This window comes from Olivibacter sp. 47, from assembly GCF_030372825.1.
GTDB lineage: Bacteria > Bacteroidota > Bacteroidia > Sphingobacteriales > Sphingobacteriaceae > Olivibacter > Olivibacter oleidegradans.
Genome location: NZ_JAUCNR010000001.1, coordinates 1060422 through 1076848, shown reverse-complemented (window position 1 = coordinate 1076848; position 16427 = coordinate 1060422). Strand labels below are relative to the sequence as shown.

Sequence of the window (16427 nt, the reverse complement as noted above, 5' to 3'; positions counted from 1 at the left end):
ACGTAATGATTTTACGAGAGAAGTACCCCCTAAATTTGAAATATTTTCCGATCGAATAGAAATTACGTCGGCAGGAACATTGCCGGAAGGTTTAAGTGTCGCAGAGTCTTTTGATGGTGTATCCATTCCGAGAAATCGGGAACTTATGCGAGTTTATCGGGATCTGGAATTGGTAGAACAACTTGGATCGGGTGTGCCTAAGATTTTAGAAAGTTCAAAGTATCCCCCCAAGTTGAGCGATTGTTGGCTGTATTTACTAAGGAACATAAACGGCAAGAATTACAACATCTGTTAGGTTTATCAGATAGGAAACTTCACTAAAAACTATTTAAGTCCAGCAATCGAGGCAGGATTTGTAGCGTTGTCAAATCCAGATAACCCTACAAGTAGTGAGCAACGGTATACATTGACGGCTCTGGGAAAACGGGTGGTAAATCAGTAATCCTATCAACTTACGGAAATCGTAAAAACCCAAAGCAGAACCGATTATATTCGGTTAGAAACATGATTGTTTTCGACAACCAACTACAAAACAAAGCTAATTTTTTTAGTAATTTAAAATCTGTTTTGCTATATTTGTAAATGACCTAAATATCAAAGCATGACAAAAAACAACTTAGACAAACCTACTGTTGGTCGATATATTGACCCCGGGAGCGACTTCGGATTTAAATTTTTGTTTGGAAGACCTGCCCATCAGGATATATTGATCCCCTTTTTGAATGAATTGATCGGAAGCAGTAAACGTATCAAAAGCCTTGTATATGGCCCCACAGAATATTTGGGCGAAACAGCCGATCAGAAGAAAGTTATTTTTGATCTTCGATGTACAGGTGATAACGGAGAAGAAATCATTGTGGAAATGCAGCGTATGAACCACGATAACTTTAAAGAGCGGGTTATGTTCAGTACTTCGCGGCTTATAAGCAGCCAGTATCCCAAAGGAGTTGAATACTGGAACTTTGAACTGCCGGAAGTGATTTTCATAGGCATATTGGAGTTTAGGATGGATGATACGGAACGGGAACGATATTTGAAGAGTATCTCCTTGATAGACAAAGATTCGGGAAGAATTTTTTACAGTAAATTGAGCTATATATTCCTAGAACTCCCTAACTTTGTCAAAAAGGACGAGGAAATAAAATCGGATAAGGATAGGTGGTTCTGGCTATTGAATAACCTAAGTAAGGCGGATAAGATCCCAACGTTCATGAACAAACGGATATTTCAACGAATTTTTAAAATAGCAGAAGTGTCCAATTTAACAAAGGAGGAAAGAATGGCATACGAAGCAAGTTTGCAGGACAAGTGGTTATGGAACAGCGCGATGTCGCTTGCTGAGAAAAAGGCTGCTGAAAAAGCAGCTGAAAAGGAGCGTAAAAAAGCAGACCAAGAGAAATTGGCCTCTGCACAGTCTTTAAAAAACGCAGGTGTAGCCAACCACGTCATTGCTGAAAGTCTAAAACTGCCCTTGGCGGTAGTAGAGAAGTTGTAGGTTTTACAACTGATATAATTGTTTAAAAAAGCCATCTCCTAGATGGCTTTTTTTACACACTTTCCCTTCCTTTACGCTGTAAAAAACAAAACAGAACCGATTAAACTTTTTTGATTTGACGTGTTGATTCTTGTTCTGCTACGATTCCTTTCTTCCTAAAAGTAACAACAGCATAATGTTTTAGTAATAATTAAGCAGTTTCTTTGGTAAATCAACTACCACCTATGACGGCTAATTGTACTGTAAGACCATTTGTGAAAGGGGGATATTAAGTGAGATTGCCCGGATCGGATAAAGTTCTTTTTACATGACTTTAAGAAAGATAGCATTAAATCTGCTTTTGGCTTTATTGTCACCCATCGTATTGCATGTGGGCGCTTTACAAGGTGTTTTCAAAGCGCTGATATCGGGTAAATATGAAACGAACGGACAACGGTTCGCATCATTTTATGAATACTTAACTTCTATTTATGACTATGGGGTCTTTTTTCTACTTTATTTTGTTTGCTTGATTTTCCTTTTATTGCCTTTCCAATTGATCAAAGATTACGAGCGGAAAGCGGGTAGAAATTATACCTTTTACAGGAAATTTCTTACGCTGTTCGTATTGTTTATGTTCTACATTGTTATGCTGGGTTGTTTTGTACTGAATCTATTTGTGACAGATCCCTGGTATGTCAATTTGCTCTATCCCTGTTTGGCAGCTTTATTTAGTGTTGTATTTACGTCACTCACTTACTTTTTTATAGATCGGTATGAGCAAGACTACACGATCCCGAAAAAGGCTTAAACTACAAGCGGGCGACAATTTTGGAATTACAACGGAAATAATAACCTCCGAATTGTAATAGTCTACATGATAGCGTCTAATACGGCTGTTGCAAATTTTGCGATAACTAAACCTTTATCAATTAGCTTTCATTGAAAACATTATTTATATGCTTATCAATAGTTTAACACCCTGACAAGAAAGCAGCTAATTGGTTGACAGGATGGGGGAGAAGAAATCTTCTCAATTTTACAAACTTTGTGAAATATCATTTAATTTATAACCTAGTGGAACTAAACTGGAACTCCTCACGGACCTTTCTATCGTGAACTATTACGCTGAGACGTTGAAGCTGACCTGTCAATGCCCTTTCAAATAAATATTCTCAATCCGATTGGCGACCTCTCCCACAGTAAAACCTTCATCCAGGTTGGAAAGTATGATAATTGAAAATTTCAGGGTAGGATAACGGATCATGTAAGTTGAAAAGCCTGATGTACCGCCGGAATGGGAAACCCGTTTCTGACCGTATTTTTCGTCGATATACCATCCATATCCGTATGCTGTGTGGTCATTTTCCCAGGATTTAATTGTAAACATCTCGTCTATTGTTTCAGATTTTACCAATTTAGAAGTATATAAAGCCTGATCCCATTTAAAAAGGTCACTTACGGAAGAGTAAACGCCGCCATCGCCCAGAACATAACTGTATAGACTTTGATCGCTCATCACCAGGCTATCGCCTTTTTTGTCGTAGCCATAGGCACGGTTCCGAATGCTGTCGCCCATGACGTTAAGGGTACTATTGGTCATTCCCAGTGGTTTAAAAATGCGCTGTTTTATGAATTCATCATACGGCATCCCGGATACTTTTTCTACAATAAGACTAAGTAGAGAATAAGCAGTGTTACTGTATTCGAACCGTTGCCCCGGTTTAAAAGCAGCCGTATCCTGTTGTTCTACTAAATTGAGCACATCCCAGTCGGTAAGCGGTTTGGTGGTTCCCGGCGGAATGAGGTCGCCGTAATTCGGTAAGCCGGCTGTATGGGTCAGCATATGGCGTATTGTTATCTGATTCCCATATATACGAATCTTTGGAAAGAATTTATGCAGAGGGTCATCCAGTGAAAGCTTGCGCTCATCCCGTAGTATCATTACAGCCATAGCAGTGAATGGCTTGCTCAGGGAAGCGAGGCGATAATTCGTATGCGGAGTAGCGGGTACTTTATGAGCGGCATCTGCAAAGCCGAAAGATCGGTTATAAATGATTTGGCTGTCTTTGATCACCATTACGCTCACACCGGCCATGTTATTGATATCATACCCCTTGAACAAACCACTAATAGCAGCTGAGCGATCATCCGATTGAGCAAGTGCTGAACATACTAAATGAATCACCGATAAAACAAATAGGATTAACCTTTTCATGGTATTTCTTTTAGTTATCCTTTGACAAGAAGTTTGCCAAACACGGGAATTCCGATTGCATAGACATGTTAAGCTCTCTATACCAATCGGTTGCTGTTCAGATACGGACACTCTTGTCTGATTCCGAACAATCGATCGTTCTTTAGGAAATAGTTTTCCATAGAAGCCTAAAAATAAAGCCAATTAAGTTTGTTTCTGGCATATAGTAGAATGCGAAGGATGGTGTTTTTCAGTATTTCACATATTTTGTAGAGGGACTACTGTTAATATTCAAGTCGTCATGTAATTGATTTGTAAAAGAAGGAAAATAAGGTATAAAAACGTTATTTTGCCGTTTTAACAGCATCTTATGAAATATAGTTTACCAACACGCTTATTGATATCAGCCCTCTTTATATTTATTTCCTTTCATGCGCTCGCGCAACCTCCAAAAGAAGTACTTCGCAGTCAGATAAAGGGAATTATCGCGACGGGAAACGCAGAAGTAGGCGTTTCTATTCTAGGTATTGAAGACAATGATACCCTGAGCGTTAACGGTTACAAACACTATCCTATGATCAGTGTTTTCAAATTTCAAATTGCGTTGACAGTTTTAAACAAGGTTGACAAAGGTGAACTATCACTAAATCAAAAAATCTTTATAAAAAAAGACGAATTGCTCAAAGAAACATGGAGTCCGTTCAGGAAAAAATATCCGGAGGGAAATGTCTATATAACCCTAAAGGAATCGTTACAATGGATGGTTTCCCACAGCGATAACAATATCTGTGACATTTTGATAAGACTTGTAGGAGGAGTACATGCTATTGACACCTTCATTGCCAGTCCCAACTTCGTTATTAAAAACAACGAAGAAGAAATGCACCGAAATTGGGATGCCCAATATGTAAATACAATAACGCCAAATTTTTCTACGCAGCAGTTGAAGCAGTTTTACGAAGGAAGAATTTTAACTAAATCATCAACCGAATTCCTGTATAAAACTATGGTAGAAACGGTTGTTGGGCCGAACCGTATAAAAGGAAAACTACCTGCAAATGCAGAAGTTGCGCATAGACCGGGCAGCTCTTTTACCAATGAACAAGGATTAACGGCTGCAGTTAATGATGTAGGGATTATACAATTACCCAACGGAAAACATTTTGCAATTGCAGTGTTTGTGTATAACACAACGGAAAAATACAAAACTGCGGAGGATATGATTGCCTCCATCGCCAAAGCAACCTGGGATTATTATACTGCTAAATGATAGTAAGCTTGTAGGAAAGCAGAGATTGTGTTCTTAAATTTTTACATATTTTGCAATACATCATTTAATTTATAAATTAGTGTTAATAAACCAGGCAGATAGCAAAGAAAGAATAAACCTAAAACCCATGATTTAAACAATCTATGCAGTTAATAATTACAGACGATCATTATCTGGAGACTTATAAACGAATGACGAAAAGATGGTGGTATGAACGAAACAAAGGATGGTTGTTTTTGTCGGCAACTGTTACAGTGTATAGCTTGGCGCAAATAATAGGCGCCAACCAAGAAGATGGCCTTTCTAATGATTATTGCCTTTTCCTTTTAGATGTCCGCTTTTGGTATTTTATGATGTTTTCGGCATTATTGGTGATAGCATGGTGGTTTTATAAGCTAAACGCTTCTTTGAGAGGGATACCATTTATGCGGGAGTTCGAAAGGCAGGTTGGAAAAACGAGCATGGTTTATGATTTAGATGAAAAGAGAGTCCGTATAAGTTATGGGCATTTGGTGAATGAATGTGGCTTGCAAATGTTTCAGAGTTTACAATTTTACAAGGGGTATTTGATTTTTATGAGTAGTTATTATCCTTTGATCCCGGTTTGGATTCCTGTGCGTAAAGAAAATAAAAAGGAGCTAGAGAATCTTGCAGAAGTAATTCAGAAAAAATTTAAAATAAAAATGATTAAATGAAAGGTGTTGTAATCACGTAACAGGTAAGGTTATTTGAAGAGAAAATTTCTGCATTGCTTTTTATAATAAATCAATTTCCTATCATTTCCTAGCTAGATATGCAAAAATGCATGATTATCACCGATATTGCGATTTGGGTATACGGTGCAGGTCACATCTCTCGATTACAGAAGCTGATCCAGTTTCTAACTAAGTATAGCTTCGTTACTGTGGTATACTTGGGCCGGGAGCCACTTCGCTCTATAGAACGTTTTCTTCCTCCCAGGGTGAACATTGTTTTCTTGGAAAATAGCTCTAGGGAGGATAAAAAAAGGAATATCGATTTTATCGGGCGATTGTTTTCCTTCGAACAATATAAGGTTTGTTTTTTCGAGTATATTCACCATGCCCGCTATCTCGCCTCTGTTCCCGACGAAGTTATCACTATTTTAGACACTCACGATATCATAAGTGAGAGAAACAGGAGCTTTAACAGTTTGCAGTATGCAAACTGGGATTATAATTTATCACGAGAAAGAGAGTTTAAGATTTATCGACTTTTTGATTACGTTATATTGATATCAAAAAAAGACTACGATACAGTAACCGAAGCTATTGGTGCTGAAAGACTGATCTTAGCGCCCCATCCAGCAACTCCTAGATATCAGAGCCTTCGTAGCAGACCGTCGGCAATTGGGTTTATCGCAAGCGATTATCTGCCAAACGTTGATTCAATAAGTTGGTTTTTGCGAAAAGTGTGGCCTTTGATTCCACCGTCTATAGGAGTAAAATTGCATATTTTTGGTGCGGTAGGTAGAAAAATTGCCCCGTCCCTGTTGTCCGTATTTGACAACGTAATCTTGGAAGGCTTTAAAGATAACTTAACAGAGGTCTATAAGAATATGGATGTTATTATAAACCCTGTTAGAATCGGTTCTGGATTAAAAATTAAAAATATAGAAGCCCTAGCAAACGGATTGCCTCTGATAACCACTACTCATGGTGCAAGTGGTCTGGAAAAGGGTATAAACAACTCCTTTTTAATAGCGGATGATCCTGACACATTTGCTGAATCTCTTCTTATGCTCATTAATGACAATGAGTTGAGGCATCGACTCGGCAAGAATGCATACCAATGGGTGGCAGATGAATTTAGCGATGAAGTTTGCTTTAAGAAAATTGGAGATTTATTGTCTGCATAACCAAGATACTTCAAAATACATCTCCGCCCAATAGTAAAAAAAGAACTCGACCAACAGTAAAATCCTTTCCTTTTTATGACCAGGAAATTTTTGTCTAACTGTATATTTGCCTAAATTTATATCAAAATAACAAAGTGTCATGAATCAAGACTTAATGCTACGTTTATTTCGTTCAATCGAAGGAGAACCACAGGACGATATCGTTAAGGTGGCTAACGTTATTATTGATTCTGAACGCAAGAAAGGGCATGAGAAATTAGCAGATCGGTTAGATGCTATATTGAAACGGAATATACATACTGGGCAATCGCTAAAGGGAGAGCTGAAAAATATTTTCGGCGGTTCGGTAAATATACCTAATGATAAGCGCAAGAATATACCCTTGGCGGTTGAGGTGCCAAGGGAACATCTTCGACATGATATGATTTTGCCCAAAGAGGTAGAGCAGAAGATTCATCGAATAGAGAAAGAATATATTGCGCGCGAGCGTCTTGCGCATTTTGGACTTAAACCCAAAAAGAGAATCCTGTTGCATGGAGCTCCGGGCTGTGGAAAAAGTATGAGTGCCGAGCGTATCGCTTGGAATATAGGTTTACCGTTTTTAAAGGTACGATTTGAGGCTATTATTTCTTCCTATTTGGGAGAGTCAGCAAGTAACCTGAAAAGCCTGTTTGATGCGATACAGCATTATCCCTGTGTACTATTATTGGATGAATTTGACTTTATTGCAAAATCACGTGATGGTAAACAGGACGTGGGTGAGATGCACAGGGTAGTAAATATTCTACTGAACGTATTGGAAGATTATGATGGGCCGGGAATTATCATTGCTACCACCAACTTACAGGGTATCTTAGATAAGGCACTGTTCCGTCGTTTCGACGATATTATTGAGATGCCCAAGCCGGGCAAAGAGGAGATCAAACGCATCCTTCAATCTACATTAGCTTCAATAGAAGTAGCCAAAAAGATGAACTGGACTAAGCTTGCAGAACAAATGGAAGGTTTCTCAGCGGCACTTATTGTTAAGATAGCTACTGATGCTGCCAAATTTGCAATCATACAAGGGCAACATATAATCGAAGAGAGACATTTTTATGAATCATTAAAAGAAAACCAATTATATAATATGTAGTATTTCTACCAAAACCAATAACCTATGCCTGAATTTTCACACTTGCCGCCACTACCACCGATACCTTGGATGGTTTTATAAATAGATCGCAATTACTCAAAAAGGTTAAAAATATAACACATTAGGGAATTGAGTGGTACTGTATACGTTTCTTGCAGAAAAATCTATCTTTGCTATAGAGGAAATAATAGAGAGTATGGTGTCTCATGTTGTTTTAGTTAAAGAATAAAAATTATGTTCAATATAAGCCTCTTTGAACCAAGTTTAAATGGTATATCTTTCAATATCATTAATGTTACGTATCAACCTAGCTCTAAACAAGTACGTGCGACTTCTGTCCATGAAAATGATGAACGATTAGAGGTGCCTGAGATAAAAGGAAGTCAGGACTTCAAAACACTTCTAAGTGGAAGTCAGATAGAACTGGTCAGAAAATTAAAAAGTGATCTAGACGTCTATCTTTTAATTTCAAAAGAGCAATCTCTCGGTAGTGAATGGCATTTGGTAATGCCTATCATTCGTCAAAGGAGTTCGGGGAAAATATATGAATTTTCGGACGCTACATTTGCTTTACAAGGATCTGGTGGTGGCCTTGGAAACATGAAATCTTTACTCTACAACTTAAGCAGTGTTGAGCAGAAAGGCTTTAATATCACAATCTCGCCAAAATTAATAGGCAATGATATTCTGGAAAAATTTCTATACGTAGATAATGAACTGACGTTAGATTTTGTGCTTAAAAATTCTGTCGATTTACTTACTTACCGAAAGGGCATATTTGAAAGAATATACTCACAATATGAAGAATTGATAAATTTCTACAACTTGGAACATTGCTTTTAACCTAATATAATATAGCCTTACCTATTAACTAAGAATACGAACCACTAACATGAGCGCAAACCAAACCGATTTTCGAAAAGCTTTAAATCCTGCATATAAAAAATTCAAACCCCTGAAAAAGGATGTGGATGATTTTGTTGAAAAGCTGGAGCAGTGCATTGAGACTATTAAGTTCATCGATCAGAAAGGTGAAAGCGAAGAGCATTTAAAGTCACCGATTAGAAAATTTTTGGAAGCGACTTTCTACAATCAGCATGAGATCAATACGAAAGGTCGTATTGACCTCGCAATTTATCTAGGCCGCGATGCAAAAAGCGATATCGGTGTAGTCATAGAAGCAAAACGCCCAAGTAACAAGGCTGAATTCCCAACCAACGCAAACTTAAATAAGAAGGCTCTTCAAGAACTATTATTGTATTACTTGAGAGAGCGGGTAGACCACAAAAACAATAATATCAAGCATCTTATCATAACAAATGGATTGGAGTGGTTTCTATTCAAAGGAGAGGATTTCTACAACGCTTTTTACAAGAACAAAAATCTAATCAAAGAATACGAGCGTTTTAGAGACAGGTTAAAAGACACCTCAAAAAATGAACTTTTCTTCAGTGAGATAGCATCTCCCAATATTGAAACTGTTAAAAATGAACTGCCTTATGTTTATATAGATTTCCGTACAAAAGATGTTGCCAAGCATAGTTCCAAAGAATTAGTAAACATCTATAAACTATTTTCCGACGTTCACCTAATGGGTAAGAGTTTCGGTAATGACAGCAATTACCTTAACAAAGAGTTTTATAACGAACTATTGCATATTATCGGTCTGGAAGAAGTCAAAGAAAACTCTAAAAGGATTATTCAGCGTAAGCAAAACAGAGATCGTGATTACGGTTCCCTGATGGAGAACACTATCTTCACTCTTGAGGATAGAGATTATCTTAGTAATGTAAAGCATATACCGAACGACTCAAACAAAGCTTTCACAGCAGGATTAGAGTTGTGTTTGACGTGGGTCAATCGAATATTATTCTTAAAGCTTCTCGAGTCTCAATTATTAAGTTATAATCTACAAACACCTGCCTATAAATTTCTAAATATCGACTTTATTAATGGCTTTGATGAGCTAAACGACCTGTTTTTCTCCGCTTTAGCCAAGCCACTAGGTGAGCGTCATGCGCGGTATGCGGACAAATTTAAACATATTCCATATCTCAATAGTAGTCTATTTGAGCGCAGCTATATTGAGCAGATCACCTTTGATATTACATCGCTAAAAGATGAGGTAATGGATGTATATGCGGCTACAATATTGAAAGACAGCAACAGCCGTAGACTAAAAGGCAAGATCAATACCTTAGAATATCTTTTCAAATTTCTTGATGCCTACGATTTTTCAGCTGAAGCGGGTACGGAAACAGACCATACTCATGAAAGCAAAAGGTTGATAAATGCTTCTGTGCTTGGGTTGATATTTGAAAAAATTAATGGTTATAAAGATGGATCTTTCTATACTCCCGGTGTCATTACCATGTTTATGTGTCGAGAGACCCTGAGGAAAGTGGTAGTCGAAAAGTTTCAAGCTCTAGAGAATCAGCAAATTGATGACTTTGAAGATCTTAAATCTTACTGCGCTCGCTTCTTTAAGAACCAAGATGTAAAACGGTTTAACGAAATCATCAACTCTATCAGAGTGTGCGATCCCGCGGTGGGCTCTGGGCATTTTTTGGTTTCTGCTCTTAATGAATTAATTGCTATAAAAAGCGAATTAGGGATCCTAGTGGACGAGCATGGCCATCGTCTACCGTGTGATATCCAGATTGAAAACGATGAACTTTATATTTCGGACGCCCATGGAGATTTGTTTGAATATCGTAGGAATGATCCAAATAGCCTGCGTATACAGAAAACGATTTTTCACGAGAAGCAAACCATTATCGAGAATTGTCTCTTTGGCGTAGACATTAATCCCAATTCCGTAAATATATGCCGCTTGCGCCTATGGATTGAGCTTCTAAAGAATGCATATTATACCGACGAAGGGGAGCTGCAAACACTGCCTAATATTGATATTAATATCAAGCATGGTAATTCGTTAATTCATCGTTTTTCTCTAGAGGACAGTCTCAAATCGGCGTTTAAGAATAAAGAAGTCAGTTATACTATTGAAGACTATAAGCAAGCAGTTAACGACTACAAAAAAACGAACTCTAAAAGTAAGAAAAGGGAAATCCAAAACATCATTGACACCATAAAAAGCAATTTCAAATCAACCCTTGATAGAAAGATCAAAGAGGCTGTACAGAAAGCCATGGGAGCATATGAACAAGAAAGCCAACGTCAACAAAATCTATTGCAATTTGGTGAGAAACTAAGGCAGGCGGACAAGGACGAGTTAAAGAAGTTAAAAAGCAAGGCCGACAAAGAAATTAAGAAGAGGAACGAGATACTGGATAATGCTAATTTTAAAAATGCGTTCGAATGGCGTTTTGAGTTTCCGGAGGTATTGGACGGCGAAGGCAATTTTGTCGGTTTTGACGCGTTGATCGGTAATCCACCATATATACAATTACAGAAAATGGGCACCGAGAGCGATGTTCTTCAAAAAATGAACTATGATACCTATGCCAAAACAGGCGATATCTATAGCCTATTTTATGAACAAGGACTCTATATTTTACGACCAAAAGGTTTGTTGACATTTATAACATCCAATAAATGGATGCGTGCAGCGTACGGAGAAAGTCTAAGAAGGTTTTTAGCAGAGAAAACAGATCCACTAATTTTGATAGATTTTGGTGGTACGCAGATTTTTGATACAGCAACAGTCGATACCAATATTTTGATGTTTGCTAACGATAAAAATAGACAACAAACGGAGACTTGTATTATCAAAGAAAAGGTGTTAAATAATTTGAGCGTTTATTTTAGACAACACCTAACCATTGCAGAATTTACAACTAATGACAGCTGGGTCATACTTTCGTCTATAGAAAGGAGTATTAAAGAGAAAATAGAACGGATAGGCACTCCACTCAAAGATTGGGATATCCAAATTAACTATGGTATAAAAACTGGCTTTAATGATGCGTTTATCATAGATGGTGTTAAGCGTAAAGAATTAATAGAACAGGACCCAAAAAGTGATGAAATTATACGACCTATTTTACGCGGCAGAGATATAAAAAAGTATGGATATGATTTTGCGGATCTATGGCTAATAAACGTCCATAACGGCATCAAAGAAAAAGGCATAACACCCATCAAAATAGACGATTACCCTGCTATAAAAAAGCATTTGGATAATTTCTACCCACAACTGGCAAAGCGGACTGACAAAGGCGATACTCCATACAATCTTCGCAACTGTGCTTATATGGAGGATTTTTTTAGACAAAAAATAGTATGGGGAAACTTATCGCTTTCGGCCGCCTTTTCTGCAACTCCAAGTGGAATGTTTCTAAATGCGCCGTGCTCGATAATCGTTCCATATAACGCATATTTACTGGCAATCCTTAATTCCAAACTGGGGGATTGGTATATTCGACAGAAGGGAGTAACAAGAAATGGAGGTTACTTTGAATATAAACCAATGTTTGTCGAACAACTTCCTGTTCGGATCCTATCTGCAAAGGATCAAGAAACTTTTTCTGCTTTAGTTTCTTCGCCAACTTTAGAAAATAGAAACGAAATAGACGCGGCAATTTACGAATTATATAATCTATCAATCGAGGAAATCAAATTCATTGAAAGTGCTAGTTAAAAGATTTTCTTTATATACGTTTACGAAATGACGTTCTTCAATCGTTAAACCGACAATATCTGACCATAAATCATTTAAGCTGTCTTCCATATCTTCGTGTGATAGGTGCTCCATTTTGTTGCGGAGCAAAGATGCTGCTACATCGTTCGGCTTAGGCACAAAAGTTTCATCCAGATATGCTTTTTTATATCGAAAGCCAGTTGAATCAAATTGTGGGCCAGTATAGAATTTAGAAAATGCAAAAAAACCTAAGTTTGATGTAAGAAAAAGAAAAATTAAATCAATATCCTCCCCAGTTATCATAAAATTAGTCGCTTCGATGAAAAAATTGTCGTTATCCAAGTGGAAATACGGATATTCTCTTAGTAGCGTCTTATCCCGAGGCATTCGCATAATGTCGGGATACACTATTTTCTGTCTAAAAAAATCCTCCCAATAATTTGCTCCCCACCTTTGTAACGCGTACCATTCATAACGAACTCCCGTCTCAGATTTGTTCCGGTTAGAGAGCTCCGATTTAAACTTTAATAAATGTCTATATACTGCAGGATATTGATTTTCAAATGCTTCTTCAGCTTGTTGGGATGCACCAGTTATACTTGGATCTTTGTGTAATGGGAAATGCCAAGGAATAAATAAAAGATACAAATCAGCAAACTCGTAAGAATATCTCTTAATATCACGTCCTCTTAATAAGGGTCGTATAATTTCGGCAGATTTTGGATCTTCTTCAATAAGTTCATCTCGCTTATTTTTGTCGATGATAAAAGCCTCGTTATATCCGGTAAGAATTCCACGATAGATGTTGATATTCCAATCCCTTAATGGTGTTCCGACTGCTTCAATTTTGGCTTTGATACGCTGTTCTATTTCGCTTAAGATTACCCAACTAGAATCTCCTGAAAAGGCGCAGATCGAAGCTGATTGTCTAAAATAAACGCTCGTTTTTGTGTCATAAAAATAGCAATGTTTTATTTTAGACAATATCCGTTTAATTTAAACCATTATTGTATAACATATTTTAACAGATTCAACTATGATGATTTACGGTTACATCCGAGTCAGTACAGACAAACAAACAGTAGAAAACCAACGATTTGAGATTAATGATTTTTGCGATAGAAATAGCACTGTCGTCAATAAGTGGATAGAAGAGACAATATCTGGAGCTAGGAGTGTGGAAGAGCGAAAGCTTGGTCGTTTATTAAAACGAATGAAAAAAGGTGATGTACTTATTTGTTCCGAGCTGTCCAGATTAGGAAGGAATCTACTGATGATCATGGGGGTACTAAACGAGTGTATGAACCGCGATATCCGTGTCTGGACAATAAAAGATAACTACCGCTTAGGTAGCGATATAAACTCTAAAGTTTTAGCTTTTGCTTTCGGCCTCTCCGCAGAGATTGAAAGAAATTTGATTTCCCAACGCACTAAAGAGGCCTTGGCTAGAAAGCGCGCAGAAGGAGTTACACTAGGACGCCCCCACGGCAGTAAATCGTCTAAAATGAAGCTCACGGGCCAGGAAAAGAAAATTAAAGAGCTATTGGATAAACAAGTGTCTTTCTCTGCAATCGGTAGAATTCTAGGGGTACACCGCCTAACCGTTAGCAATTTTGTGAAAAGCAATCCAGATATCGTGAGCGATAAACTTTTTAGCTAAGTTCATAGTGCATTCAATCTATTGAAAATGGATTGGATGCACCATAAGATTCAAGTTCAAGTATAAAGCACGACTACCGTTAATATTTACGGTTATTTGGCCTAGCATGTGTCGAAGTTTTTAATATTTCTTCTAAATTCGTTAAATTGCCAATGATATAATAAATTCGGAAACTAAGCCTAAATGCTGCCACTTAGAATATCCATAGAATCTATTCGTAGAGTAATTGATACCAATGGCAGTCGGCCTGTAGTAGTCTTGGTAGACGATTTAGAAGATTATGCATGTAAATACGACGCCAGCAGCAAGTTAATCAGTGAATACATAGCTCATTGTTTTTTACGTATTTGGGAATTACCAATATTAGATGCCGCCATTGTACAGATCCTTCCCGAACATGTGGGTACAAGCATACTTTCAAATCGCACACAATTACATCATTTCAATAAACCCTGTTTCGGTTTGCGGTATAATAACTTAGCAACAGACGCCTCCAATCTGTTAGTAGGGTTAAAGTCAGATTACAATGAGTTGCAGAAATTTCAAAATAGATATGACCTCTTAAAAATCGGTTTATTTGATCTTTGGGTTGCCAATACAGATAGAAGTGTCAATAATTATAACCTTTTGATGAATTCAAATAAAGGCTATTATGAAATAACACCCATTGACCATTCCGACATTTTTGATGGATGTAGGTTAGGGCAGGATCTTGCCCAATTGACTGAGTATGATAGTATATTGTCTTCCGATTTGGCGAAGACTTTGTTATATAACAATAAAAAATTGCAGAAGAGACACTGTTACTGTTGAATAACTTTCCTAACTTTGTAACTGCCTGTAACAATGCACTACCTGAAATAGTAGCTGGTATCCCTGATGACTGGTGTAGTGATAAGGGAACTTTGCACGAACAAATAAAAAGTAGTATTATTGATAATGCTACGTGGATAGCGGATACAAAAGCGAACTTTAAAGAACTGGTAGCAGAGTATATAATAAAAAGATGAGCGCGTTTTACTCCATATTGTACTGTACTATTCGCCCCAATCAAGGCGAACGGATTAGTATTGGCCTTTTTATGGCTGATGGTGAAAGGTGCTTCTTTTCTTTTTCGAAGGAGAAACTAAATATCTTAAAAGAGTTAATTCCGGGAGATGCTTTTTCGCTTTTAAAGTCAAATCTGCGAGCTATCAGTGAGCTAGCAAATGCATACGCGGACGATTTTATGCATGCGCATAAAAGTAGCTCCATTTTGAGCGAAAGTTATTTTAGCTATCTTTCTGTATACGCAAATAATCTGCTTACATTTTCTGCGCCTACTAAAATTAACATCACATTAGATCAGAATAACTTTAACCGTCTTTTCGAGAAGTTTGTTTTTAACATACCTGTTAATCGGACAGAAAAAGTAAGTAAAATTGATATAGTGAGAAAGAGACTTGCCAAGTCTATCGCAAAGCGTGTCAATTTCGATGTAGAAATGACGGAAAATGAGGTGCCGGGCTTAATTGTTCCGTCTAAAGTTACTTTTGTTGGTAAAAATAATGTAGAGGTGGTAGGGGAGATGAGCGATTTTACCAAAGCCTTGTATATGCTTAAACAACAAGTTGGATCTCATTTGTTTCTAGTTGATAAAATGAAGGAAAAGAACAAGGATACCAAATTCTTTTTCATCGGTGACGAACCATCAAAAAAACTTCCAGAGCATCACAGTATTTGGAAAAGTATTAAAACCTATTCCGCAGTTCAGCTGGTACCTACCAGCGAAGTGGATTTAATTGAAGAATATATGGATACTCATCACGTAGAGCCGTTCTTCAGTAACTAATATCTGTTTTTGTGTTTCCTCTGTTTTTACAAAGCCTCTATTTTAGCATAGATTCTAAACTTACTTGATTTACTGAAATCCATACAAGGAACAACCTGACTCCGATAAAGACCAATTACCCGTTTAGAGGGGGGCAGTATGAATATTCAGTAGTTCACTAACGTGTTTGGATAGAAAACTACCTGCCATTCTCGGAAGGTTTTGTCATCGCTATAGTTTGGCTGAATGTCTTCGGCTTCAAAGGAATCAAAGAATGTTGAGTTATCCAACTATCGATCGTTTTTCTGTTGATCTTGAATTTTTTCTCGGCGGCTCGTTGGCTGAGCGATCCGGTTTGAATTTAAGATACAATCTTTCGCTTTACTGATTCGGGGTAAGATC

15 protein-coding genes are annotated in these 16427 nt (G+C 37.5%); 13 read left to right on the top strand and 2 right to left on the bottom strand.

Annotation, left to right across the window (positions count from 1 at the left end; all coding sequences use genetic code 11):
- Positions 1–40 precede the first annotated feature (40 nt).
- The 4 genes from QT327_RS28155 to QT327_RS04720 all read left to right on the top strand — a co-directional run bounded on the left by QT327_RS28155 (position 41) and on the right by QT327_RS04720 (position 2285).
- Positions 41–295 (top strand): ATP-binding protein, encoded by a 255-nt coding sequence (locus QT327_RS28155; protein ID WP_354004809.1) that lies wholly within the window; start codon positions 41–43, stop codon positions 293–295.
- 9 nt (positions 296–304) lie between these two features.
- Positions 305–442 (top strand): Fic family protein, encoded by a 138-nt coding sequence (locus QT327_RS28150; RefSeq protein ID WP_354004808.1) that lies wholly within the window; start codon positions 305–307, stop codon positions 440–442.
- 159 nt (positions 443–601) lie between these two features.
- Positions 602–1495 carry an Rpn family recombination-promoting nuclease/putative transposase gene (locus QT327_RS04725; protein WP_289552197.1) on the top strand — a complete coding sequence of 298 codons (894 nt, stop codon included), beginning with the start codon at positions 602–604 and terminating at the stop codon, positions 1493–1495.
- Between the two features lie 307 nt (positions 1496–1802).
- Positions 1803–2285 (top strand): hypothetical protein, encoded by a 483-nt coding sequence (locus tag QT327_RS04720; RefSeq protein ID WP_289552196.1) that lies wholly within the window; start codon positions 1803–1805, stop codon positions 2283–2285.
- Positions 2286–2624: 339 nt separating this feature from the next.
- Here QT327_RS04720 and QT327_RS04715 read toward each other — a convergent pair whose 3' ends face one another.
- Positions 2625–3692 (bottom strand): serine hydrolase domain-containing protein, encoded by a 1068-nt coding sequence (locus QT327_RS04715; protein WP_289552195.1) that lies wholly within the window; start codon positions 3690–3692, stop codon positions 2625–2627.
- 349 nt (positions 3693–4041) lie between these two features.
- On the opposite strand from QT327_RS04715, the gene bla reads away from it, so the two are divergent.
- From bla to QT327_RS04685, 6 genes are all read left to right on the top strand, one after another.
- Positions 4042–4941 (top strand): class A beta-lactamase, subclass A2, encoded by a 900-nt coding sequence (bla, locus tag QT327_RS04710; protein WP_289552193.1) that lies wholly within the window; start codon positions 4042–4044, stop codon positions 4939–4941.
- A gap of 143 nt (positions 4942–5084) precedes the next feature.
- On the top strand, positions 5085–5636 hold the full coding sequence (locus QT327_RS04705; RefSeq protein WP_289552191.1) for a hypothetical protein: 552 nt from the start codon (positions 5085–5087) through the stop codon (positions 5634–5636).
- Between the two features lie 110 nt (positions 5637–5746).
- Positions 5747–6817, top strand: coding sequence for a glycosyltransferase family 4 protein (locus QT327_RS04700; RefSeq protein ID WP_289552190.1), 1071 nt, complete (start codon positions 5747–5749; stop codon positions 6815–6817).
- Positions 6818–6956: 139 nt separating this feature from the next.
- Positions 6957–7952, top strand: coding sequence for an AAA family ATPase (locus QT327_RS04695; RefSeq protein WP_289552188.1), 996 nt, complete (start codon positions 6957–6959; stop codon positions 7950–7952).
- Between the two features lie 234 nt (positions 7953–8186).
- The gene (locus tag QT327_RS04690; protein WP_289552187.1) at positions 8187–8795 is read left to right on the top strand and encodes a hypothetical protein; all 609 of its coding nucleotides are present in this window, start codon (positions 8187–8189) and stop codon (positions 8793–8795) included.
- Positions 8796–8844: 49 nt separating this feature from the next.
- The gene (locus tag QT327_RS04685; protein WP_289552186.1) at positions 8845–12555 is read left to right on the top strand and encodes a type IIG restriction enzyme/methyltransferase; all 3711 of its coding nucleotides are present in this window, start codon (positions 8845–8847) and stop codon (positions 12553–12555) included.
- Here the strand turns inward: QT327_RS04685 and QT327_RS04680 are convergent.
- Positions 12517–13539 (bottom strand): DNA methyltransferase family protein, encoded by a 1023-nt coding sequence (locus QT327_RS04680; RefSeq protein ID WP_289552185.1) that lies wholly within the window; start codon positions 13537–13539, stop codon positions 12517–12519. The two genes, QT327_RS04685 and QT327_RS04680, sit on opposite strands and share 39 nt — an antisense overlap.
- Before the next feature lie 52 nt (positions 13540–13591).
- Between QT327_RS04680 and QT327_RS04675 the strand changes: the two genes are divergently transcribed.
- From QT327_RS04675 to QT327_RS04665, 3 genes are all read left to right on the top strand, one after another.
- Positions 13592–14215 (top strand): master DNA invertase Mpi family serine-type recombinase, encoded by a 624-nt coding sequence (locus QT327_RS04675; protein WP_289552184.1) that lies wholly within the window; start codon positions 13592–13594, stop codon positions 14213–14215.
- Positions 14216–14398: 183 nt separating this feature from the next.
- Positions 14399–15028, top strand: a complete 630-nt coding sequence (locus QT327_RS04670; protein WP_289552183.1) for a HipA family kinase — start codon at positions 14399–14401, stop codon at positions 15026–15028.
- A gap of 193 nt (positions 15029–15221) precedes the next feature.
- Entirely contained in the window at positions 15222–16046 is an 825-nt protein-coding gene (locus QT327_RS04665) for a hypothetical protein (protein ID WP_289552181.1), read from the top strand.
- The last annotated feature ends 381 nt before the right edge of the window (positions 16047–16427 follow it).

Excerpts from the sequence above, each read along its gene's own strand:
- QT327_RS04725 (WP_289552197.1), top strand. The coding sequence starts at position 602 with ATGACAAAAAACAACTTAGACAAACCTACTGTTGGTCGATATATTGAC.
- QT327_RS04720 (WP_289552196.1), top strand. The coding sequence starts at position 1,803 with ATGACTTTAAGAAAGATAGCATTAAATCTGCTTTTGGCTTTATTGTCA.
- QT327_RS04715 (WP_289552195.1), bottom strand. The coding sequence starts at position 3,692 with ATGAAAAGGTTAATCCTATTTGTTTTATCGGTGATTCATTTAGTATGT.
- bla (WP_289552193.1), top strand. The coding sequence starts at position 4,042 with ATGAAATATAGTTTACCAACACGCTTATTGATATCAGCCCTCTTTATA.
- QT327_RS04705 (WP_289552191.1), top strand. The coding sequence starts at position 5,085 with ATGCAGTTAATAATTACAGACGATCATTATCTGGAGACTTATAAACGA.
- QT327_RS04700 (WP_289552190.1), top strand. The coding sequence starts at position 5,747 with ATGATTATCACCGATATTGCGATTTGGGTATACGGTGCAGGTCACATC.
- QT327_RS04695 (WP_289552188.1), top strand. The coding sequence starts at position 6,957 with ATGAATCAAGACTTAATGCTACGTTTATTTCGTTCAATCGAAGGAGAA.
- QT327_RS04690 (WP_289552187.1), top strand. The coding sequence starts at position 8,187 with ATGTTCAATATAAGCCTCTTTGAACCAAGTTTAAATGGTATATCTTTC.
- QT327_RS04685 (WP_289552186.1), top strand. The coding sequence starts at position 8,845 with ATGAGCGCAAACCAAACCGATTTTCGAAAAGCTTTAAATCCTGCATAT.
- QT327_RS04675 (WP_289552184.1), top strand. The coding sequence starts at position 13,592 with ATGATGATTTACGGTTACATCCGAGTCAGTACAGACAAACAAACAGTA.
- QT327_RS04670 (WP_289552183.1), top strand. The coding sequence starts at position 14,399 with ATGCTGCCACTTAGAATATCCATAGAATCTATTCGTAGAGTAATTGAT.
- QT327_RS04665 (WP_289552181.1), top strand. The coding sequence starts at position 15,222 with ATGAGCGCGTTTTACTCCATATTGTACTGTACTATTCGCCCCAATCAA.